Here is a 23,259-nt window from a genome sequence, read left to right as displayed (position 1 = left end):
TTTATACATCCCTTTCAAATTTAGAATTAATGATGTTTCAAAGCTATAAAGTAAATGATAGTTTTCATACTATAAAACAAAAGGAAAGCCCCCATTACTTTCTCGAATACTTTATAAACCCACATATACTTCTCTTCATTTTTTTTGAAGATGCGCTTCATCATTTCTTCTACAATTAAACCAAATATTAGTAAAACCCCTAACACAATAAGAAGAGAAATAATATTTTCTTTTAAATGAGTAATAGAAAATAAGTAATACTCTAGAAACACGATCGTATCTACTACAGGTTGCACCTAATGACAAACGCTTTTATCACACATATCTGTAAGAAACGTCGATTCTATCATGTCTTTCAATATTTTTTCAACCGTTTTCTTTATCTTACTTATCCCCCACTACGTTTGAAAAACTCTTTTCCTGCTCTACATATATAGCTGGCATTTCTTTATTCCAATATTTGCGGTTAACAAATAAAAAGATGAGTACTAAGTTTAATCCCATTATAAAAATAAGAAGCCCTGGAAAGAACGTCGTATAATTTGAGAAATCTGCAAGACTTATTATCTCTTCTTTATTTACTAGAAAAGAAACGCCGATTACAAATGCATTGTTTAACATGTGAATAGCAATTGGCATAAGTAAACTATTCGTACGAATATATACGATTGATAGTACAACACTAAATACAACTGCGCCTAGGAAATCAACGTGTAACAATGCAAACAACATCGCTACTACAATGATCGCTATACTCGTTCCCCATTTTGCGGCGAAACGTTGCAGTAAAAATCCGCGAAAAACAAATTCACCAATAATTGGTGCGATGAACACGACCATAATAATTTGATATACATATCCCCCTGTGCTATCAATAACCGGTTCACGTAATGCGTTCATAATAAATTCCGGTGTAATCCATGCAAAACTATACATGTACAAAATAAGATATCCATAACTAAACACGGCTAACATAAGTGCAATGTATAAAACTTGCACCAGGTTAAATGTTTCATTTTTATTAATAAATAATGAAAAGGAAACACGGTGTTTTCTATACTCAAAAAAAATCCATGTAATCGGAAAGATATAGAATATAAGAATATTTATAAAAGTAGAATTTTGCATATGAAATGTATTTTCTATCAATTCATTACTGACTCTTGCAACTAAAGTTAATAGTGCAAATACAATTAAAAAATACCTAACTCGCATCGTTTGAAACGGATTCACACTCATCTCCTCCCCTATGTTACTTTTATCATATCATTTGATTCTTAATTTTTTGAGAAAGAAAACCTTAAAATTTCCTTAAAAATTCCATAAGTTACCGAAAGATGATATGATATTCGAGGAAATTAGGAGGGATTTTTATGTATGAAGCAAATATTTTGCTCGTTGATGATGAAACAGCAATTTTACAATTACTAACTACCATTCTTGAAAAAGAAGGTTTTTCTCATATTACAACTGCAACATCGGCTGAAATAGCTTTATCTCTCACGCAGCAAAATGAATACGATTTAATTATTTTAGATGTCATGCTTCCTGGACAATCTGGTTTTGATATTTGTCCAATCATTCGCCAGAAAACAGATTGCCCGATCTTCTTCCTCACAGCTAAAACATCTGATTTAGATAAAATATCTGGATTTTCACACGGTGCAGATGATTATATTACGAAGCCATTTAATCCACTTGAAGTAGTAGCTCGTATGAAAGCACAACTCCGAAGACATATGAAACAAGCAGTACCACACGAACAAAAAGCACAATCCAGTTCCTTTGGTAGATTTGAAATTGATCGATATTCCGCAGAGCTTACAGTAAATGGACATGTTGTCGAATGTTCCGCCCAGCTATTTCAGCTATTACTCTTCTTTTGCGAGAATCCGAATTACGTATTTTCGAAAGAAGAAATATACGAGAAAGTTTGGGGAGCACCTGCCTATAATGGCGATGATAATACCGTTATGGTCCACATTCGAAAACTACGTGAAAAAATTGAACAAGACCCAAGTAAACCAGAATATATAAAAACCGTTCGCGGACTTGGCTATAAGTTCCTTACAAAGTAGGGTGACGATATGAACTTTAATAAACGACTTATTATTCAGTTTATCATGCAACACGTATTTGTTTTAGTTACATTACTGATTGCTGTAGTAGCGGCTTTCACGTATTTAATTTTTCTTGTTACGAGTACTTCATACGAACCGAATATTCCAGATGCTGATAATTTTATGATTTCAAGATATATCTCTTCAGAAGATGGCGATATTTCGTTAAAAGCTGAAGTAAAAGACTTAATTAAAGAAAAAAATGATTGGATTCAAGTTGTAGAGGAAAATGGAAAAGTTCTCTATCACTTTAATACGCCGAGTGACGTACCGACATCTTATACGAAAACATTTTTATTCTCGTATATACAGAATCATATAGAAAGCCCTTATACATTTACATATTGGGAAATTGAACTAGAAGAAAAGAACGTACTTGTTATATACGGCGGTATGTTAAAAAGCAATGTATTACTGAAAACAATCCAGAAAGAGCACCCGTCTGTATCTACGGATTCGTTCACATTAACAGAAGAAGAAAAACAGTTACTTTCTAAAGAAAAAGCAGCACTTCAAATCTTTAATAGTGATGGCGAAGAAGTATTCTCCTATCCAGATGGAAAGAAAAAAACGTTTTCTGTCATACAAGCTGCTCTTAGCGAAAAGGAACCGTGGAATCATAAAGAAAACACGTCTAGCTTTTACGACACAAATAGCAATCATCTTCTTGTTGTAACTGCCAAAAATGAGTACTACTATCCAGATGATGAAATAGACGATGTATTTACTAAAAAGTTTCTAATCGGATGCGGATTAATCCTTCTTATCGTATTTGTTTATTTAGTCATTCTTTCTATTTGGTACGGTAATAAATTTGGAAAACCGTTACTCCATGCGATGCGCTGGCTTAAAAACATCGCTGGTGGAAAGTACGAAGAACCTGTTAGTAAAAAAGGGAAACCTGTCAGGTTCCGGCAATCTGGTAAAGAAAAATGGTCATTCCGCTTATTTAGTGATGTGACAAATTCACTAGAGCACCTTTCTATTACACTCAAAAAAAATGATGCGATGAGGCAAGTACTGCAGCAAACACGTGAAGAATGGATTACCGGTCTAACGCACGATTTAAAAACGCCACTTAGCTCTATTTATGGCTACGCATTATTACTAGAATCAAAGCAGTACAACTGGACTGATCGTGACATTCAACAATTCGGCAGCGTTATGAAAGAGAAATCGCAATATATGACGACATTAATTGATGACTTAAGCTTAACGTATCAATTAAAAAATAACAGTCTTCCTGCGCAGCACGTAAACATTGAAATGAATCAATTCGTTCAAAAAGTATTATTACAATTTATTAATAACCCAACACTTCAAAATCAAAATATTGAATTCGTACCAAGCTCAAACAAAATTCAATATTTCATTGAAGAAAAATGGTTCCAGCGTATTATCGAAAACTTACTCGTAAACGCTGTAAAACATAATAATGAAACGACAAACGTCATCGTAAAACTTTCGCAAAACGCTACTTCATTTACACTATCTATTTCAGATAATGGAAAAGGAATGGATGATAAAACGAAAGAGCTTCTATTTGAGCGATATTACAGAGGAACAAATACAGAAGAAAGCAACATCGGAACTGGACTTGGCCTCGCTATTACAAAACAGCTCGTTCATGCTCATAACGGAACAATTTCTATTGACAGCGAACTCGGAAAAGGTACGACAATTATACTTGTGTTTCCATTTCATTCGTAGGAAAGGCGCTATCTGGCGTCTTTTCTTTTTTCTTTTCTAGGAGAATTCAACGGTAAATGAAATTATGTTACTCGCCTTTTATTCTTGCTTATTGCGATAGTTCAGCGGTACACGAAATTATATCAGCGATTTTTTGAATATATCGGCGTAACTCAAAATATATCAGCGATTTTCAAGATATATCGATTTGTCGACAAAAACCAACAATACCAGTCTACTCCTACTATACAAAGTAAAAATAAAACTATTAACAAATACATTTCTAAACTGTTATACTATAAATAGAAGTATAAACTAACTAAGTTTTGCATAAAATGAAGTAGACGAGGTGCTTCCAACACCCCGTCACTGCAACTAATTACCGCAAGGTGGAAGGTTGCAACTAAAGCTTATTTGCGCTTAGAAGACTTCCCACGCTTCGCAGGCAGACGGGTGGTCTTCTTTTTGCGCCTTTTTGTCGTTAATTTCTTAAATCCCATAACTATACCTTCTCTAGCTATAGTTTTTGTGATTTCCAACAAAATTTGCAAAAGAAATTCCATACGATTACACCTCCTTTCTCCACAAAATGAAGAAAGGGCATAACCTTCCACCCGCAATATTTAATTGCTACTTTATTTTATCATTTTTAAATGTATTACAGATGAGGCAATACAAATTTAACAATCCACTCGTAAAAATAACCTTTCACAACTCACTATGAAAGGTCATCTCCATATTTTAGCTATTTCCCTACAAACACAAACACATTCTAATTTTTGAACCCCTTTCCTTTTCCCTCTTTATAAAAAAGCGAACCATCTCCCAATGATTCGCTCTTATCCTATTATTTCTTCTTCACTGGTATCCAAAGTTCAATTTGAGCGAACTCACTTTTATCTGCATGGGAACGCTCATCGTATAGTTCAAATTCATTAACGCCACAATGTTCGTATCCTGAATGCGGGAACCATTCTGAGAATACTGCATTCCACGTTTGGTGAATAGACGATACCATTTCTTCATGAGGAACTTTCGGCGTTGTAAATACAGCATATGTCGCTGCTGGGAAAGTACGCTTCGCAACTTCATTTGGCACATTTTCAAACCCTGTAACTTCCATTCCAATTATATAAGTGAAGTCCCCTGTTTCTAAATTAAAATCAGTACATAATCCAAGCTCTACCCATTGGCTCGTATCTTTACGATTCGGAATCGTCGTTCCAAGGTCTTTTTGTAAATATTCTTGCCAAAATGCTGGGATGTCTTGATGGTTTTTCCCTTCTTTACTTGTCGTCTTCAGTTCATAACCCGCCATTAAAAATTCTGGTTTATTTACAATACGATATTCCATTTGTATGCCTCCTAAATACGGATTTAATTTTCTTTGTTTTACATTTACGCTGTAATACATCGGCGTTTCAATTTCTTGTTTTCGATATTCACTCGGTGTCATTTGAAATATTTTTTTAAAGGCTCTCGTGAACGTTTCGTGAGATTGAAAGCCATGCTCAAATGCGATATCAATAACTTTTTCATCCGTATGAGAAAGTTGATAAGCTGCCCGGGCTAACCTCCTCTTTCGAACATACTCCATTACTGTATCACCTACTAACGCCTGAAATACACGATGAAAATGCGACTCAGAAAAACCTGCAATGCGTGCTAAATTACGCAGCGTCTGTTTTTCCATTACATCTTCCTCAATATAATCAATTGACCTTTGAATTTGTGTTTCATAGCTTTCCATCTCTGTTCACCCGCCTTATATGTATTATGATAAAAGAGAATCCTATCCAATTCTTGACGTTTTTTACTATATTTTTAAAAACAAATGTAACTTTTTTATATGTATTTCGTTGTTATGTATGAAGGGAGGGAAATGTAGTGAAACGCAAACAATCATTAGAAGACATTTACTCCAAGCATATGCAAGATTCACTTTATTTCGCTATCTTCTCTCCCTAACCGGAGATTCCCACTATGCGGAAGATCTCATGCAAGAAACCTTTTACCGAATGCTCGTCCATATTGACTATTATAAAGGAGAAGAAATTAGACCGTGGTTATTTACAATTGCCTACAACGCCTTTATTGATTGGTATCGAAAAGAAAAAAGATATAAAACAACGACAGTTGAAGAATTCCATTTACCGAACATACCAAGTACAGAGCACTCTTATTTCGTAAAACATGAAATTGCTAGTTGGTTAGACAGTTTATCTTCTCTTCCCCTTGAAAGACGAAATGTGCTACTACTACGAGATTACTACGGATTCTCGTATAAGGAAATAGCAGAAATGACCGGTCTCTCACTAGCGAAAGTAAAAATCGAATTATACAGGGGACGAAAAGAAACGAAAAGCATAAAGGAGTGATCAGGATGGGTTGTACAGAGTTTAAAAAACTATGGGGGAAGTACGAAAACGGAACGCTCACGCATGATGAACAAGTGCAATTAGAAAGTCATATTGAAACATGTGAAAAGTGTGAAGCTTACTTAGATGAGTTACTTTCGAAGAGTGAACCGATAAAGAAAAGACTACCACCACAAAATTTTAAAATCCCGTTTTGGAAAATAAAATGGAAACAGCGTTGGCAAACCGTTAGTTTTGTCCTCGCTGTTTGTATAGCAATCTATTTTGTTGGTCATTTTGCATCTTCCTTTTACTTCTATTCGAATAATATGAAAAACTTTTCTGAAGTAAATGAGATTCCAGCACTCGCACTAGAAGCGACAATGCCAAATAGTCGTTCCACTGGAGGAAGTACGAAGGTTAAACCCTTTTTCCGTACAGAAAATGAAATGAATTTAGTTAAAACTGTCGGCAAAGAAGAATTTCCAATTGGTACAGTAACAATGAGTAGTTTCTTATCATCTGTAACTGCCACAAATCAATCTTGGGCAAACAGAGCCTATTCAAAAAAAGTTTCCTTTGTTCATCCCAAAATCAAAGAAGAAGCTTCTTTGAAAGAATCATCTAAAAAATTTTGGGATACACTTGGAAAGATACATGAGGGGACTGTTGCAGAAGTAGCGATATCCTTCGATAAAGTTTACACTTTACAAGAAGTAGAATCCATTCTATATAGCGCATTTGAAGCACAAGAAATGCCGCCAATTCCTGTATGGTACGCTTTAGACACAGGACAAGAAAGAATAAATGAAGAAAATTTTCTCTTGCATAGCGGAGAAATTATCGGATTTCGAGAACATATAAATCTTCCTGAAGATGAAACAAAAAAACTACACACAAAAGAAGATGAAGTAATCGAAATGATGCGTATTCTTTCGATAAATAAAGAAACTGTAAGTAAAACGACTTGGATTCCTGAAAAAGTGCTGAATTTAGATAAGCGCTATCAGTATGTAAAAGATAACGGCGTCAAAGTATACGGCATGGTCATTACTGGCCCGTCGAAAGAGTTATTAAAATTACAAAACTCGCCGCACGTTCGTTATGCGACTCTTGGAGATATTGAGATTTGGAATTGGTTTGATTATTAATGAGAAAAAGGAGAGCATCTAGGAGTGATGCTCTCCTTTTTAATCCGAAATCACTTTCACATACATCCCTCTCACCGCTTTTTCATAAGCAATTTCGCTCATCTGTCTTATTTTTTCCGACACAGCAGACGATGGAACAACTTCACCTTCACGAAATAATGGAGGATCAATGAGACGGACTTTATTTTTCTGATACAAATCATAATCGTTTCTATCTTCTTTTACGTTTACATTCGGATGAACTTTGCTTAATAAAGCATGTACTTCTGGATCATTACATTGCTGCAATTTCGAAATAAGCTCATCATCTTCAAGAAGAAAGTCATCTGCATGAATAATCCTTTTATGAAGAGCTAACTTTAGCGTTTTCGCTAACATGTCGTTTCCGTAAATATTCATTGGCTTCATAAAGAAATCAATTACTTCTTTGTAATACGTTTCTGTAAACCATTCTGCCATTTCGACACTTTGAAGAACCATTTTCCCATCTACAGCAATGACATCCTCTAAAAAACTGTGAACTTCTTCTAAAGAAACATACCCATATGTATACATATCTCGTAACGTATAATCCACTCGGTCTGCACATAATTCTGGTGCTGACCTTTCGAGTAACGTCCATTTCGAATCATCTAATAAAATATCTTCATAGTTATAACCATACTTCGAAAGAATCGCTGGAATTTCTGAGTTTTTCACGACAGAACTAAATATCTCTTCATGATAACTTTTATTTCTATTATCAAAAACATAATCAATTACATGAGAAAAGGCAGTATGTGATACGTCATGCAGTAAACCTGCAATTTGTTCTTCAACTGAACCACCGAGTTTTTTCACTAATAACATAACACCAACTGAATGATCAAAGCGTGTTACATTCCAGTTCTCATTTAGTAAGTAGCTTGCGCCATTTTGATGAATACCTTTTAGTCTTTGCACAGGATTGCTTACAATTAATTCTTCTACTACTCGATCCACTTTAAACTCACCGTAAATAACATCTGATATAACCACTTATAATCCCCCTTTATTTCAGCAGCGTCTTCTAATCGTACCTTTTTTATAAAATCGATATCAATATAAATTATAAATCTAAATATATTGATACATAATTACAAATGTTATATATTATACATGTCTGTTATTTCTTTTAATTCATTTATTTTTATTGAGCGCTCCTTATGTGGAGCCCTTTTTTTATTGAAAAAATAGAGAGCAATTCGCTCTCTATTTTATACACCTATTCAAACGTAACTTCCACCTGCACAATCTCAGATCTACTTCCCAGTCTTAATGGTGGTCCCCAGAATCCGAAACCAGAAGAAACAATCGCGTGGAATGCACCTTTTTGTGCGTATCCCCAGTCTAATTCGTACATTCTTCTCGTTACAATATGATTCGGCGCCATTTGTCCGCGGTGCGTGTGGCCGGATAGTAGTAAATCGACGCCAGCCTCCGCTGCTTGTTTCAACTCGAATGGTTGGTGATCCATTGCAATAACAGGCATGGATTTATCTACCGTACTCGTTAGATTTTCAAAGCTTTGGCGATCTCGCTCTGTTTTATCTCTTCTTCCGACGAGGTAAAATTGATCTTCAATTGTAATCACTTCATCTAACAGAATACGAATATCAATCTTATCCATCTCTTGTAAAAATTCAGGAACCGCTCGTCCGTAATATTCGTGGTTTCCTAACACACCATATACGCCTAATGGAGCTTTCATTTGCTTCATAATTGGTCCCATATTTTTTTGAATGAACACACCTGGATGATCATCAATAATATCACCTGGCAGTAAAATAATATCAGGCTCCATCTCATTTACATGGCGGACAAGTCTTTTTAAATGCGAAACACCAGATAATTTACCGAAATGCATATCAGAAGCCATCGCGATGCGTAAGCTTTTACGTCCCTCTACTTTTTTTGGTATGTGCACCTCGTACTTTCTAACTACTGGGCTATATGCGTTGAATACTCCATATGCAAAAATAAAGATAAATGCAAGTAACACGGCCGTTCCTGTCCAAATAATTGCCGCTTCTTTCTCCACTGAAAACTGTAAAAGAAAGACCGTAATATTTGCTAACGGCAACAGCATAAGCGCATATTGTATGACCGCAAACCAAATTGAGCCTACCGTTCGTAGAAATGGCAAGAACTTAAACACTTGCACGAGAATGTACGCATATGAAATAAATCCGACTACGAAAGCGTAATATCCCCAAGATTCCCAGCCAAACACCGCATGAAGCCAAACCCAACCGTTCCAGCCGATGTAAAACATGAGTAGTGTGTATACAATTAACATAGTAAATATATTGAAATAACGAAGATTTTTCACAGTCAGCCTCCTTCTTGATTTCTTCTATTATATCTTGTTATGCACGTTTAACGTAAATATTAAGCACAGCAATCTTCACAATAAAACCCTCTAACTGCTAGATGCAAATCTAACAATTAGAGGTGCCATTCAAAACAAAATTACTTTTACAGATTTTCATTATAGAAACTTATAAAACCACCCTTACTTTATTTTTAATTTACACTTGTGAGAGTTAATACTCACGTGTATATTTATAATAAAACGAGCAACCACTTGTTTCAATGACCACATTTACGCATTTGGGTGATAATACACACATAACAAAATATGTGTATCAATAACGGAGGAACACCATATGGAGAAAATCGATAGAAGAATTATAAAATCACAAAACGCCATTCAATCCGCATTTATTGAAATGTTAATTGAAGATGGCTTTGACGAAATTACAGTAAAAAACATTACAGAAAAAGCAAACATCGGAAGAAAAACTTTCTACCTACACTACCTAGATAAATACAATTTATTAGACAAAATTGTAGACGACCATTTAAACCAATTAAGAGCAATATGCGATATAAAACAAACAAAAGGCTATATAGAAGGAACTGTCATATGGTTTGAATACTTCAAAGAACATAAACCCTTTTTCGCATCGTTATTTAGAAGCAACAGCACATTATCATTTCAAAAGAAGTTCCTAACGTTCATCATGGGTGAACTAGAGAAAAAAGTAAACACAAATACGTCAGTAAATAAAAACATTGATACACACATCGTTTTAAAATTTTTAGGAACAGCTGTCATGGGCATTTTGGAATCTTACGTGTTGGATGAGATTGATAATGATGTTGAGTACGTTGCGACGCAAGTTGGTGAGTTGATGAAGAGGAATATATAACAATGCAAAAAGGAAAATTTGAAGTTCAAATTTTCCTTTTTTATTTATGCTAAATCTAGTATACGTTTTATTTATTTCTTTAACTTATCTGCCTTCGCAATAAATTGCGCTGCTTCCGCACGGCTTACCGCTTTATCTGGAGCCCAGCCATTATCTGTTCCAACTGAAATGTTTTCTTGGATTAAAATATTGGCATACTTCGCACCCCAATGATTGTTTAAGTCAGCAAATTCTTTTGGTAGTTTCATATTTTCATTTCTTTCTAATTTATATGCATTTACTAGCATAGAAGCCATTGATGCACGGTTAATTAACCCGCTCGGATTAAAGTTACCCTTCTCATCACCTTTTACAATACCTGCTTTTTCAACAGCAGCAATATATGGAGTTGTCCAGTGGTTTTGTGCATCAGGGAATGATGGCTTCGCATCTTTATTAATTTCTAAACCTAAAATAGTTGCTAATATTTTTGCAGCTGAACTACGATCGATATTTTCAGCCGGAGCAAATGTACCGTCTGGCTTACCGTGCACTGCTTCTTTATCTACTAAATATTGAACTGACTCTTGTGCCCAAGTCGGGACATCTGAGAATTTAGGTTTCTGTTCAATTGCACTTGCATCGATTTCAAACTGCAGTTGATATTTATTATCATATTTAATTGCTGGAATTAATATATGCATTTGCATATTATATTTTTTCGAGAACTCACCCATTTCAAATTGAACAACTTTCGTACCGTTATTCGCTTTATCTTCGGAGATTACTTTTACATCACGGAATGTCCCTATTTTATTTGGATCTTCTACTCTAAGATACTGAAAATAGCTACTATCTTGAACTGTTAATGTAACAATTTTTTTATCACCTTGAATGGTTACTTTTGGATTTTTTAAATATGTAGACGCAACTGATGTATCATTCGTTTGATCTTTATAAGTCTTTAAAATAACGTCATACGTGCCATCCGCTAGTTTGCTATTTGCTTTCATTTCTACTGCCGCTTCTGCTTTCGCAATCGGTGCCATAATACCACTGAATGGAACTGCTAAAGTTGCTGCTATAACGAACGCATTAACATATTTTTTCTTAATCATTATCAATACGACATCTCCTTTTATATGAATATACCCAACATAACTATCATATTGATAATGATTATCAATGTTAAATAAAATTAATAATACTATTTCCTACATAAGTACGCCTTCCGCTCGTTTTTAAAAAGTAAATAATGCGCCGTGTGAACTTTTCTTTCCAAATAATCAATAGAATACGAGCTTGATGGATCGACTAAATCACCTATCGCACCTGAAAGATGATCGATTACTTGCTGCAGTATTTCTAAGTTTTTCTTCTCACTTTCAGCGTTCATTTCATCCATAATGTCACAAATAAGGTATTGAACTCTCCTTAAACGTAATTCCTTTTGCTCCACATATATCTCCTCCTTATTAGTCATATTACGGTTTAAATATATGGGGCTATAGCTTAACCAATTCTAAAAAATACAAAGGCAACCACCTTCATAAAGATGGTTGCCCCCCATTTTTAAACTTGCATCGCTTTCTCTTTTAACGCTCTTCTTAACAATTTACCTGTCGTATTCTTTGGTAATTCTGTTAAAAACTCGATACTCTTTGGTACTTTATATTTTGCTAAATGTAATGTGCAATAATGCATAAGTTCCTCTTCTGTTACGTTAGCTTGTTTCAAAACGACGTATGCTCGTACTGCTTCTCCTAAGTTTTCATCAGGAACGCCAATTACGACAACTTCTGCTACAGATTCGTGTGTATACAATACTTCCTCTACTTCACGAGGGTATACGTTATAACCGCCAACTAAGACGATATCTTTTTTACGATCAACGATATAGAAGTAACCTTCTTCATCCATTTTCGCTAAGTCACCTGTATACAGCCAACCATCTTTCAATGTCGCTGCTGTATCTTCTGGCGCGTTATAGTATCCTTTCATAACGTTAGGCCCGCGAACAATTAATTCACCGACTGCGCCAACAGGTACTTCTTCCCCAAGTTCGTTCACAATTTTATTTTCTACATGCCAAATATTTGTACCGATCGACCCAGGTTTACGCGGACGATCTAGTGGGTTAAAACAAGTAACCGGTGATGCTTCTGATAAACCGTACCCTTCTGAAACGATTACGTCAAAACGTTTTTCAAAGTTTTGCAGAAGAGCAACAGGCATTGATGCACCACCTGAAATACAAAGGCGAAGCGTCTTCACATCTTCTGCGCTTGCTTCTTCAAATAAATATAAATAATTGTACATTGTCGGTACACCAGCAAAAATTGTTGGTCCGTACGTGCGACAAATACGGAATACTTCTTTCGGACTAAATTTCGGTAACATTAAAATAGTTGCTCCGTTCACAATCGGTGCATTTACCGCCACTGTTAAGCAAAATACATGGAACATTGGCAAAGCCGCAACGACGCGATCATCAGCAGTATATTGTAAATACGACGCCACATCGCTCGCATTACTATATAAGTTTTTATGTGTTAACATCGCACCTTTCGGTTTTCCAGTTGTACCTGAAGTGTATAGAATAACCGCTACATCTTCTTCATCTAATTCTGGGCCTTCAAAAGTTAAATCTCCAGCCCCTATCATTCTCGTAAACGTTTTCATTTTTTCGGTTTCTGTATAGTTAAAATCTGATGAGGTTTCGCATATGATGATGTTTTCAAGTGAAGGAAGTCTTGTTGTAAGAGATTGTATAACAGGTAGAAGGACGTCGAGTACGATGATTGTTTTTACATCTCCATTTTGTAAAATATAATGCATTTCGTCTGCTGTATAAATTGGATTAACTGGAATAACAGTTGCTCCAGCTTTCATTGTTCCGTATAAACCGACCAAAAAATGTGGTGAATTTCCAACAACTAATGCGACATTGTCCCCTTTTCCAATGCCCATTTCTGCTAAATTGCTAGAAAACCTTGTGACCATTTTGTTTAATTGGTCATATGAGACCGACTGATCCATAAATATATAAGCCGGTTTATCCCCCTTCTTTTTCGCCGTTTCAGCCAAAGATTGAACGAGATTCACACAAACCCCACCTTTATAAAATTTAGAATATTTAAAAATTCTAAATTAATTATATTAAAAGAAAATTAAAGTAGCAAGTGATATTCCATTAACTGCATATACAAGGATCACCTCCTGTTGATTCACTTTAGAAAAATAAGGGAATTCTATTCGCCTACACATTATGAAACTAAGGCTAAAATCATTTCAGGATAATATGCACTCATCTTTTCACTAAGTTTTTCTAGTTCCTTTTTATTCAAGCTCGTATGCTCCCCATACAAGTTGATTGCATCCGCTCCGTGTTCATGAAAAAACAATGTTACATATAATGTCGGTAACCCGGTATTGGCCTCATCTATTGACAAGACAAGATCTGGCGTTTTATTCATCGTACTAAAAGATTCATTTCTTTTCCATTTCTTATTTTGAAACATAGTTTGTATATCAGCTATCTTTCGTTTATTATCCGTATTCGTAAAGTATATAACATTATCCTTCCCTGGCTTTCCAATCGATAAAAGTGTGCGACTTGAGGAAGTTTCATCGTTACAAGCTGTCATTCCGATGACGAAGCTGAGCAGTAATGCAACGTACATTAGCCTTCTCATTTCAATCCGCCTCCTTTTGAATATATATATTCCTTTATGAGAGGCAAATGTCCTGTGATTTTATGATGAGTGAAATTATATCGGCGATTTTTAAAATATATCGACTTACCGATAAAACGTGACAATCTACGCAAAAATAAAGAGGCTGCCCGTTACGGCAGCCTCCCTTATTTTTAGAAGAATAAATGTAAGAAATCTTCTGTTGTAATATTACCGAAGTAGCGTTTGATATCTACATCTTCTAAAGCTACAGTGAATGCATCTTTATCAAATTGTACGCCTGTTAGACGCTCTTCAATGTCATGGACATCTAGTGAACCGAAGAAGTCACCGTAAATTTTACATTCTGTTACTGTTCCTTTTTTCACTTCAAGACGAACGTCAACTTGTCCAACTGGGAAGCGGTGTGAATGTTGTAAGTTGAACTTCGGAGATTTTCCGTAGTTCCAGTCCCAATTTTGGTAACGTTCTTCAGAAAGTTTATGGATCTCTTTCCAATCATTTTCTGTTAATTCGTACGTCGGAATTTCTGTTTCCCCTTCGAAAATTGTTTCTAGAAGAAGTTGTCTAAACTCTTCTGTCGTCATTTTTTCGTTTAAGAACTCTGTAATGTTCGCAACGCGGCTACGGATTGATTTGATTCCTTTTGATTGGATCTTATCCATTTTTACTTTTAACGCTGATACGACGTGATCGATTTCAGAGTCAAATAGTAACGTACCGTGACTGAACATACGACCTTTCGTTGAGAACTGCGCGTTACCTGAAATTTTTCTGCCTTCAGCTAAAATGTCGTTACGACCACTTAGTTCTGCATTTACGCCTAATTTACCAAGCGCTTTCGTTACAGGTTCTGTAAATTTTTTGAAGTTGCTGAAACTGTCTCCATCATCTTTCGTAATAAAGCTGAAGTTTAAGTTTCCTAAATCATGATATACTGCACCTCCGCCTGATAGACGACGAACGACATGAATTCCTTGTTCTTTTACGTAATCTGCATTAATTTCTTCTACTGTGTTTTGGTTTTTACCAATGATAATGGAAGGTTCGTTAATGTAGAACAGTAAATATGTTTCGTTAATATCTAAATTCTTCACACAATATTCTTCAATTGCTAAGTTTATTCTAGGATCTGTAATCCCTTTATTATCAATAAATAACATCGTATCACCTCATGAGTTCCAAATGTAACCACTATGCGCTAGCGTAATATGGCCACTGAAAATTTGTTTTGCTTCTGTTACTAAATCAGATGTGTTTCCTGTATGCGGTAAGTGCGTTAATAAAAGTTCTTTTACATTCGCATCTTTCGCAATACTTGCCACTTCTGTACTATTCATATGCCCTGCTTTTGCAGCCTCTTGATGTGCATACATATTACACTCACAAATGAAAAGATTAGCATCTTTTGTGAATGGAATGAATTCAGGAATATAACTTGAATCAGCGCTATATACTACAGCGTCACTACCAGCTGTAATACGCATCGCAAAACATGTAACAGGATGAACAGTTTTTAAGAATGAAATCGAGAACGGTCCAATTTGAAGTGTTTCTTCTGGATTGTACGCGATTCCTTTCGTATGTGGTTCATGCGTTAAAGAATGGAATCCATTCTCGTCAAACGTATGACCGTATATTGGTAATTCCGGTAGTTGTCCCTTTGTCGCACTTGTAATTAATCTCGCATATTGCAATACCCCAATGTCTGCAACATGATCGTGATGATAGTGTGACAGTACAACTGCATCTATATCAGATGGTGTTATATATTTTTGAAGCTGTGCTAGTACACCACTACCACACTCTACAAGTAAACGAAAACCATCGTGTTCAAACAAATACCCCGACGTTGCTTCTCCTGCTTCTGGAAAGCCGCCCCAAAAGCCGACAACAGTCATTTTCATATGTATCCATCCTTTCTAAAACCGAGTAGGAATGCATGTTTCACTTACATTCTACATTGTTAACTATAATCCATTTCCTAAACTTTTTCATTATTTTTCACTTTTGTTATAAAACAGTTATTGACTTTTGCTTTTTGTACTAATACAATGATAGTAAGAAATGGAAATGGAGGGATTGACATGATCGATCAACCAATGGAGTTTTTCAGAAATTTACCGACGAAAACTTGTGCACATTGCGGGAAAGAAATTGATGAGCAGCACGAAGCATACCATAACAAATGTGACGATTGCGTTCACGAAGAATAGTAGTTTGTGAACATAAAAAAACCTAGCAGACATAGTCTACTAGGCTAATAACATCGTATCCTTCTTCATCGTCGAACCTTTCACCAAGAGCTCCAGTTCAAACTCATACAATTCTTTTTTTCGATAATTTTTCGTATGGATTTTATCCATCATCAGGTCGACAACTTTTCGGGCCATCTCATCGATTGGCTGTTCAATTGTCGTAATACCTGGCTCTGTAATCTGTGATAAAATTTGATTATCAAAACCGATAACAGCGAGATCATCTGGAATGCTCCAGTCATGGCGTTTCGCCTCTGAAATAATTCCAGCTGCAACCTCGTCGCCTCCTGCCAAAATCGCGGTAGGATTTTTTTTGTCCTTTAATACTTCATGGAATATTCTCTTTCCATCGTCCCAAGAGAAAGCGTTTTCAAGAAAATCGATCGCTTCTACTTGGCGGCTCTTCTCAGTTATTGCACGTAAAAAGCCCATTTTTCGCTGCTGGCTAACCACTTTGGTTTCGTTACCACGGCAAAAAATAAGATTACGATATCCTTGTTCTAACACATGCTTAGCAGCTATGTATGCTCCTTGCGCATGATCAAACTTCACTGTTGGAACATTTGCTTCCTCAATATATTCATTACATAACACGATTGGACCGTGCTGTAAGTATGGCTCTACATCTTCCCAAGGATTTTCTAGTGAACATAGAATAATCCCATCTACTTGTTTCGTAGATAATAATTGTAAATACTCCATCTCTTTTTCCGGTAAATATCTTGTTTGACAAATAATCAGTTTATATTTATGTTCAGAAGCAGCAATCTCGATTGCTTCAATAAATCTACTGAAGAAAGGATTTGTAATCCTTGGAACTAGCACCGCAATTGTTTCCGTCTTTTGTTTACGAAGCCTTCTCGCCGCAGAATTAGGAACGAAACCTAAATGCTTCATTGCTAATTGAACCCTTTTTTTCTTCTCATCTGAAACATATGGATGATTATTAATCACCCTAGAAACCGTTGTCCTTGATAACCCCGCTAATTTCGCCACGTCCTCTATAGTCGACACGAAATCCTCCCCCTTTGCATGAAAACGTTTTCTTAAACTGATTATATAGTATATTATTGGAAACTGCAATATGGGTTGTTATGATTTTACTATATTAATATTATACATAGGGAAAAGTCTGTTAATAGGAGGAAAGTTTATACTACTTTTAGAAGTTTATAGTAGGCATATTCATAAAAGATAAAGGGGAATTTTCATGAATCGGACAGATCGTTTGTTAGCTATATTAATTGAATTACAAAGAAGACAAACTGTTACAGCACAAAGCTTAGCCGAAAAATTCGAAACAAGTATAAGAACTATTTATCGAGATATGGATGCACTTAATGAATCGGGTGTTCCTATTTTTGCAATGCCTGGCCAAGGTTATTCATTAATGGATGGTTATTTCTTACCACCTATTCAGCTTACACCTGAAGAGGCTGTTACTCTTTTATTAGGCGGTGATTATATCGAGAAAACTTTCACTTCTTCTTTCTCTGTACATGCAAAATCGGCAAAAGAGAAACTTGAGGTTGTCCTCCCTACTGATCAAAAAAAGAAAGCCCAGGAATTACGGGGAACTTTCCGTTTCCTTTCTCCTATATTTTCACACAAACAATCTGAACAAGAAAAACTTGAAAAACAACTTATCCTGTTGCAAGAATCTATCCAAAAAGAACAGGCTATCTCTTTTTCTTATCGTAAACCAAGAGAAACTACAAAAATAAAACGGACCGTTCATCCTTACGGCTTAGTCAATATTTCAGGAATTTGGTACGTCGTTGCTCATTGTTTACTTCGAAAACAAATACGTAATTTCCGCTTAAATCGAATGGAGAAATTACAGCGAGAACAAGAATTCTTTACAAAACCCGAAGACTTTTCTTTGCAAGAATATCAGCCTGAAAGCAACCGTACTGTGATGATTCATTTATTATTCCCAGCCCATATTGCACATAAAATTATTGAATCACGATACTTCTTTATCGATTCATACGAGCATAGAGAAAATGGTTTTCACGTCTTTTTGAAATCAAGAAACATAGACGAAGTATTTCAATGGGTATTAAGCTGGGGAAGCCAAGTGCAAGTACTTGAACCAAACGTTCTATCTGAGAAAATCCGTGATGAAGCAAAGAAAATGTTAAAACTTTAATTTTTTTATTTCACTACTGACATAATGTTGTCAGCATTAGTTCTTTATAGTAGGTAGTAACAAATACATTTTCATAAAAAGGAGTTAGTGATATGAAGAAATTTGAAGAGTTAGCAACGTACTACATAGAGGAATTAGAAAAGTACTCTATAGAACAATTTAGGATGAAGCCTTCTAATGAGGAATGGTCTCTCGGTCAAATGTATAATCACTTAATTTCAGCTACCCGCATGCAGTTAGATGCAATCGTGAAATGCAGAACTGAAGTACCTTCTGTAACTAACAAGAAAACGGATATAGGAGAAAAGGTATATATGATGGGAGCTTTCCCAGACATAAAAATCAAATTACCAGATCATCCTGGATATACGCCTGAAAACCCAGCTAATAAAGAAGACGTACAGAAACAGCTTCTAGAATTAATTACAATTGTAAAAAAAATAGAGCCAACACTTCCTTCTATTCCAAATGATTGTAAGGTACAGCACCCTGGGCTTGGTTACTTACATGCAGCAGAATGGTTCCAGCTTATTTCTATGCATTTTGCACATCATCTTCGTCAGAAAGAGCGACTGGAACTTAAAGTTTACTAAATGTAAACATTTCCACTAAAAAGAGACTGCCAATATGCAATAATACATATCGGGAGTCTCTTTAGTTTTGATATAATATCTCTAAATCTGTATAAAAGGAATGCATAAAATGAATCCAATCTTAACAGCTGCAAAACAACTATTACATAAAGAAGAAAAAATTTTATCAACTTTAAATTGTTCACTTACCGGCTACATTATTACACATAATGTCCCGTATCCTGGTATGCTACTGGCTACTAATAGAAGACTCCTCTTTTATAAACAATCTAAAAATACATTAATTGCCGAATTCGAGTATAAAAAAATTGAATCCATAGAAACGAAGCGAAGAATTTTTGATAAAAAAATAATATTTTATTATGAAGATGAACATATACGAGTGGGATACATTACAAGTTCAAATGTTGAAGAGTTCCTAGACTTACTTCAAAGAAAATGTAAGACTAGCACGGACTTATAATCAGCAGGGATTCCCCCCTGCTGATTCATTATTTTAACTCCTCCCACTTCGTCCAAACTTCTCTCCCGTTTATATGGTACATATTATCCTCTCGATCCATAAATCCGTGCACAATAAACTCACGTCTAATCGTACAGAAATCATCATGATATTGTTTTATAAATGTATTAATTTCTTTTTCCGTATATTGATTTTCAGCATTTAATTTGCTAATTAAATGCTCCAACAATACTAGTTTTTCTTCTTTTGACCTGGAATCGATTTTAGGCGGTCCTCTTTATCGAAAAAGTTACGAATGGTTGTATCACGAAATTTCATTTCACTTTCAGTCATTTTGTTGTCCTCCGTCGGTTTTTATGCCATGAAACTTTATTATTTGTCCTTACTATTCTTCTTCATTCTTTCACTTACAACATCCATAAGGTAATACCCGCTAATTAGCACATAGTAAACTAAAAGTATTCCTAGTGCATCTTTTATATTTATATATTTTTCTTTATGAAACAAGATAGATGAAAGGGCGTAAACAAGAAAGATGATTAGCGGATTTACGATAAAATAGTAAGTAAGATTTCCTTTCATCATATCAACTCCTATGTAATATACTTCTGTTCAAATCGTTGCAATTCCTGTCCTTTTATTTAGCCCTACATTAAAATAAAAAAAAGCACCGAAAAGGTGCTTTTTTCTATGCTTCAATCGATTGGTTTTCCGCAATATTTCTAAATTGTCGTTTGTGCATCCAAGTTAAGGATGTGATTGTTCCAAGTGATAATACCACGATGAAAATCATGAGTATTCCTACGTTTTGCCACATGAAGTTAAAGTCTCCACTTGATACGACTGCTTTCAATCCTGATACAGAGTATGTCATCGGTAACCAAGCATTGAATGGTTGTAAAAACTTCGGAATCAATTCTAGTGGGAATGTTCCAGCACTTGTTGTAAGCTGAATGATTAATGTGATGATGGCGATGAAACGCCCTGCATCACCGAATGCTGTTACCAAACATTGAATTAATGCGATAAACGCTAAACTTGTAACGATGCTAAAGAGTATAAAATACGGAATACTTTGTACTTCTACACCTAATCCGAATAGTAATATAATATCTGCTACTATCGCTTGAATAATACCGACTGATAGTAAAACACCGAACTTACTAATAAACCAACTAAATCCTGATTTCGGAACGCCAACTGTATCACGTAATGGATATACGATTGATAATAGTAATGCCCCAACAAATAAACCGAGTGATAAGAAATACGGTGTAAATCCAGTTCCGTAGTTTGGAACTTCCGCCATTTTCTCCGTCTTCACTTTTACAGGACTTGCAAACATATCATACGTTTTATCCGTCCCTTTTACTTCACCAGTTTTCTCTGCTCCTTCGCCAAGTTTCTCAGCAAGTTCACCGGAACCATCGTTTACTTTTACGAGGCCATCCGTTACTTTCCCTGATCCGTCTGCTAGTTTATTTACTCCGTCGATTAGCTGGGTTGAGCCGGTTGACATTTTATTTAGGCCACCATTTAGAGTACCTAAGCCAGTTGTTACTTGACCAGATCCATCTGCTAATTGATTTACGCCACCTGCCATTTGGTTTGCTCCTACAGATAATGTTCCTAAACCACCTGTTACTTGGCTTGAGCCATTTGCTAATTGATTTACGCCACCTGCCATTTGGTTTGCTCCTGCAGATAATGTTCCTAAACCGCCTGTTACTTGGCTTGAGCCATTTGCTAATTGATTTACACCACCTGCCATTTGATTTGCCCCTGCAGATAATGCACCTAAACCACCTGTTACTTTTCCAGAGCCATCTGCTAATTGATTTATGGCATCAATTAGTTGACCAGATTCGTTTTTAAATTTATTTGCGCCTTCTTTAGCAGCATTTAACTTCGCACCAAACCCTTGAAATTTTTCAACAAACCCTTTTTGTGCACTGGATAATTGATCAATACCAACAGTTAAAGATTTTAATTCTGCTGGATTCGGTAGTTTGCTTTGCCCATCACCTGTTTTTTGATTTATTTCACCTTTTAATTGTTTTACTTCTTCATTTAATTTATTTGTTCCACCTGCCACTCCAATAGCTTTCTGCTGAACTGTCGCTGTATTTTTTACAGCACTTGTTATGAATGGTTGTAACTGCTCTTGATATTCTTTTGGTAAACTTTCAATTTCCTTTTGTAAATTCGCTACATCTTGCGCTGCATTTTTTGCATCTCCTGCTGTTGATTGCGTAAGTTCATTTAACTGATTTACATTCGTCCCAGCTCCATCTATTTTCTCATTTACTGTATTCAATATAGAAGGGCCTTTTGACTGCATTTCCCCTAAAGCTGCAGCAGAACTTTTCACTTTACTATTTAAATCTTGCAAACCTTTTTCAATTTTTTGAGAGGCTTCCTCTAATTGTCTTTGTCCCCCAACCAGTTGTTCCATACCATTTGATAGATCAGTTGTTCCTGTTTTTAATTCACCGGATTTACTTACTAATTTGTTCAAACCACCGGTCACTTTCTCAGATCCATCATGTAATTCGCCAATTCCTTTTTGCATTTCACCCGTTTTGCTATTTAACGTATTTAAACCGTCTGTTACTTTTCCAGAGCCATCTATTAATTTTCCGATACCTGTCTGCATCTCACCGGTTTTACTATTTAACGTATTTAAACCATTCGTTACTTTTCCTGATCCGTCTACTAATTTCCCGATACCTATCTGCATTTCACCTGTTTTGCTATTTAGCGTATTTAAACCATTTGTTACTTTGCCTGACCCATCTACTAATTTATTAGATCCATCTGCTAATTTCTGAGCTCCATCCTTCATCTCTCCAGACTTCCCTTGTAATGTATGAAGGCCATCTGTCACTTTACTTGAACCATCATGCAGCTCACTTGATCCGTCATGTAGTTTGTTTGCTCCTTCCGCCCCATCTGCTAATCCTTTTGAGACGTCTTGAATAGAATCAAACATTTTCTCTGCATATGTTTTCGTTAACGTACTTGATACTTCACCTTTAATTTTTTCAATGGCTGTTCCGCCAATTTGTGAAGATAAGAAGTTTAAGCTTTCGTTTGGAATGTATTCTAAGTTTAATGGTTTTGGATCATCTTTTAATAACGTTGTAGCGTTATTTGAGAAGTCATTTGGAATGCGTACTAGCATGTAATACTTTCTACCTTCCATTCCTTTTTTCGCTTCTTTTTCACTTACAAATTCCCATTTGAAACTTGTATTATCTTTTAAGTTATCAACGAGCCCTTTTCCAACCTCAATTGGTTTCCCATCAAATACTGCACCTTTATCTAAATTGACTACCGCCACTGGCAAATCATCTAACTGTTTATACGGATCCCAAAAGGCCCATAAAAACATACCTGCATATAAAATTGGCACGAATAAAACCGCGATAATTGGAATTAATATTTTTTTACTTTTTATAATTTCAGTAAACTCTTTACGAAGTAACTGATTCCATTTCATCATTTCTCCCCCTTTTCTAAATGACTAAATTGTCCATTTGGTCATTTTCTCCCAAATAAAAAGGCTA

At 35.5% G+C, this 23,259-nt stretch carries 22 protein-coding genes and 3 pseudogenes; 9 read left to right on the top strand and 16 right to left on the bottom strand.

The window, feature by feature from the left end; translation table 11 throughout:
- Window positions 1-26 precede the first annotated feature (26 nt).
- Together JDS99_RS18215 and JDS99_RS18210 are read right to left on the bottom strand one after the other, a co-directional pair.
- Window positions 27-383 (bottom strand): annotated as a pseudogene (locus tag JDS99_RS18215) (hypothetical protein).
- Between the two features lies 1 nt (window position 384).
- Window positions 385-1,239: a CPBP family intramembrane glutamic endopeptidase gene (locus tag JDS99_RS18210; protein WP_199695456.1), complete on the bottom strand. Its 855-nt coding sequence runs from the start codon at window positions 1,237-1,239 to the stop codon at window positions 385-387.
- A gap of 134 nt (window positions 1,240-1,373) precedes the next feature.
- Here JDS99_RS18210 and JDS99_RS18205 point away from each other — a divergent pair, with 134 nt between their 5' ends.
- On the top strand, window positions 1,374-2,078 hold the full coding sequence (locus JDS99_RS18205) for a response regulator transcription factor (protein WP_088062417.1): 705 nt from the start codon (window positions 1,374-1,376) through the stop codon (window positions 2,076-2,078).
- 9 nt (window positions 2,079-2,087) lie between these two features.
- The gene (locus JDS99_RS18200; protein ID WP_088062415.1) at window positions 2,088-3,830 is read left to right on the top strand and encodes a sensor histidine kinase; all 1,743 of its coding nucleotides are present in this window, start codon (window positions 2,088-2,090) and stop codon (window positions 3,828-3,830) included.
- Window positions 3,831-4,219: 389 nt separating this feature from the next.
- Here the strand turns inward: JDS99_RS18200 and JDS99_RS18195 are convergent, their stop codons facing one another.
- Both JDS99_RS18195 and JDS99_RS18190 read right to left on the bottom strand, forming a co-directional pair.
- Complete coding sequence (locus JDS99_RS18195; RefSeq protein ID WP_046956985.1) at window positions 4,220-4,372, bottom strand: hypothetical protein; 153 nt, start codon at window positions 4,370-4,372, stop codon at window positions 4,220-4,222.
- Between the two features lie 284 nt (window positions 4,373-4,656).
- Window positions 4,657-5,559 (bottom strand): AraC family transcriptional regulator, encoded by a 903-nt coding sequence (locus JDS99_RS18190; protein WP_071721586.1) that lies wholly within the window; start codon window positions 5,557-5,559, stop codon window positions 4,657-4,659.
- A gap of 137 nt (window positions 5,560-5,696) precedes the next feature.
- Here JDS99_RS18190 and JDS99_RS18185 point away from each other — a divergent pair.
- Together JDS99_RS18185 and JDS99_RS18180 are read left to right on the top strand one after the other, a co-directional pair.
- Window positions 5,697-6,187 (top strand): annotated as a pseudogene (locus tag JDS99_RS18185) (RNA polymerase sigma factor).
- A gap of 5 nt (window positions 6,188-6,192) precedes the next feature.
- Complete coding sequence (locus tag JDS99_RS18180; protein WP_106383159.1) at window positions 6,193-7,317, top strand: anti-sigma factor; 1,125 nt, start codon at window positions 6,193-6,195, stop codon at window positions 7,315-7,317.
- A 39-nt stretch (window positions 7,318-7,356) separates the two neighbouring features.
- On the opposite strand, the gene JDS99_RS18175 is transcribed toward JDS99_RS18180, so the two are convergent.
- Window positions 7,357-8,334, bottom strand: a complete 978-nt coding sequence (locus JDS99_RS18175) for an HD domain-containing protein (protein WP_088062411.1) — start codon at window positions 8,332-8,334, stop codon at window positions 7,357-7,359.
- 226 nt (window positions 8,335-8,560) lie between these two features.
- Complete coding sequence (locus JDS99_RS18170) at window positions 8,561-9,667, bottom strand: metallophosphoesterase (protein WP_199695455.1); 1,107 nt, start codon at window positions 9,665-9,667, stop codon at window positions 8,561-8,563.
- A gap of 337 nt (window positions 9,668-10,004) precedes the next feature.
- Between JDS99_RS18170 and JDS99_RS18165 the strand changes: the two genes are divergently transcribed.
- Window positions 10,005-10,550, top strand: coding sequence for a TetR/AcrR family transcriptional regulator (locus JDS99_RS18165; protein WP_098858302.1), 546 nt, complete (start codon window positions 10,005-10,007; stop codon window positions 10,548-10,550).
- A 71-nt stretch (window positions 10,551-10,621) separates the two neighbouring features.
- Here JDS99_RS18165 and JDS99_RS18160 read toward each other — a convergent pair whose 3' ends face one another.
- The 6 genes from JDS99_RS18160 to JDS99_RS18135 all read right to left on the bottom strand — a co-directional run bounded on the left by JDS99_RS18160 (window position 10,622) and on the right by JDS99_RS18135 (window position 16,131).
- Window positions 10,622-11,647 carry an NEAT domain-containing protein gene (locus JDS99_RS18160; RefSeq protein WP_199695466.1) on the bottom strand — a complete coding sequence of 342 codons (1,026 nt, stop codon included), beginning with the start codon at window positions 11,645-11,647 and terminating at the stop codon, window positions 10,622-10,624.
- A gap of 89 nt (window positions 11,648-11,736) precedes the next feature.
- Complete coding sequence (locus JDS99_RS18155; RefSeq protein ID WP_000435468.1) at window positions 11,737-11,988, bottom strand: hypothetical protein; 252 nt, start codon at window positions 11,986-11,988, stop codon at window positions 11,737-11,739.
- A gap of 113 nt (window positions 11,989-12,101) precedes the next feature.
- Window positions 12,102-13,634: a fatty acid--CoA ligase family protein gene (locus tag JDS99_RS18150; RefSeq protein ID WP_097908045.1), complete on the bottom strand. Its 1,533-nt coding sequence runs from the start codon at window positions 13,632-13,634 to the stop codon at window positions 12,102-12,104.
- Window positions 13,635-13,795: 161 nt separating this feature from the next.
- On the bottom strand, window positions 13,796-14,224 hold the full coding sequence (locus JDS99_RS18145; protein WP_199695454.1) for a hypothetical protein: 429 nt from the start codon (window positions 14,222-14,224) through the stop codon (window positions 13,796-13,798).
- Window positions 14,225-14,397: 173 nt separating this feature from the next.
- Entirely contained in the window at window positions 14,398-15,387 is a 990-nt protein-coding gene (locus JDS99_RS18140) for a lipoate--protein ligase (protein ID WP_097908043.1), read from the bottom strand.
- A gap of 9 nt (window positions 15,388-15,396) precedes the next feature.
- A complete protein-coding gene (locus JDS99_RS18135; protein WP_199695453.1) occupies window positions 15,397-16,131 on the bottom strand; it encodes an MBL fold metallo-hydrolase in 735 nt (244 codons plus the stop codon).
- 180 nt (window positions 16,132-16,311) lie between these two features.
- On the opposite strand from JDS99_RS18135, the gene yhfH reads away from it, so the two are divergent.
- Window positions 16,312-16,440: a protein YhfH gene (gene yhfH / locus JDS99_RS18130; RefSeq protein WP_000567010.1), complete on the top strand. Its 129-nt coding sequence runs from the start codon at window positions 16,312-16,314 to the stop codon at window positions 16,438-16,440.
- Between the two features lie 39 nt (window positions 16,441-16,479).
- Here the strand turns inward: yhfH and JDS99_RS18125 are convergent, their stop codons facing one another.
- A complete protein-coding gene (locus JDS99_RS18125) occupies window positions 16,480-17,496 on the bottom strand; it encodes a LacI family DNA-binding transcriptional regulator (protein WP_088062396.1) in 1,017 nt (338 codons plus the stop codon).
- 196 nt (window positions 17,497-17,692) lie between these two features.
- On the opposite strand from JDS99_RS18125, the gene JDS99_RS18120 reads away from it, so the two are divergent.
- The 3 genes from JDS99_RS18120 to JDS99_RS18110 all read left to right on the top strand — a co-directional run bounded on the left by JDS99_RS18120 (window position 17,693) and on the right by JDS99_RS18110 (window position 19,690).
- Window positions 17,693-18,634: a helix-turn-helix transcriptional regulator gene (locus JDS99_RS18120; RefSeq protein WP_097908042.1), complete on the top strand. Its 942-nt coding sequence runs from the start codon at window positions 17,693-17,695 to the stop codon at window positions 18,632-18,634.
- Window positions 18,635-18,726: 92 nt separating this feature from the next.
- Window positions 18,727-19,227 carry a DinB family protein gene (locus tag JDS99_RS18115; protein ID WP_097908041.1) on the top strand — a complete coding sequence of 167 codons (501 nt, stop codon included), beginning with the start codon at window positions 18,727-18,729 and terminating at the stop codon, window positions 19,225-19,227.
- Window positions 19,228-19,336: 109 nt separating this feature from the next.
- Complete coding sequence (locus tag JDS99_RS18110) at window positions 19,337-19,690, top strand: PH domain-containing protein (protein ID WP_097908040.1); 354 nt, start codon at window positions 19,337-19,339, stop codon at window positions 19,688-19,690.
- Window positions 19,691-19,718: 28 nt separating this feature from the next.
- Here the strand turns inward: JDS99_RS18110 and JDS99_RS18105 are convergent.
- The 3 genes and pseudogenes from JDS99_RS18105 to JDS99_RS18095 form a co-directional block, all read right to left on the bottom strand.
- Window positions 19,719-20,023 (bottom strand): annotated as a pseudogene (locus JDS99_RS18105) (DUF2087 domain-containing protein).
- Between the two features lie 39 nt (window positions 20,024-20,062).
- Complete coding sequence (locus tag JDS99_RS18100) at window positions 20,063-20,275, bottom strand: hypothetical protein (protein WP_199695452.1); 213 nt, start codon at window positions 20,273-20,275, stop codon at window positions 20,063-20,065.
- Between the two features lie 103 nt (window positions 20,276-20,378).
- On the bottom strand, window positions 20,379-23,192 hold the full coding sequence (locus JDS99_RS18095; RefSeq protein ID WP_097908038.1) for a YhgE/Pip domain-containing protein: 2,814 nt from the start codon (window positions 23,190-23,192) through the stop codon (window positions 20,379-20,381).
- Window positions 23,193-23,259: the final 67 nt, after the last annotated feature.

The sequence above is a fragment of the Bacillus cereus group sp. N6 genome (assembly GCF_016483705.1).
In the GTDB taxonomy this organism is placed as follows: Bacteria; Bacillota; Bacilli; order Bacillales; family Bacillaceae_G; genus Bacillus_A; species Bacillus_A wiedmannii.
Note: the sequence above shows the minus strand (reverse complement) of the source record. Positions and strands in the feature narration are given on the sequence as shown.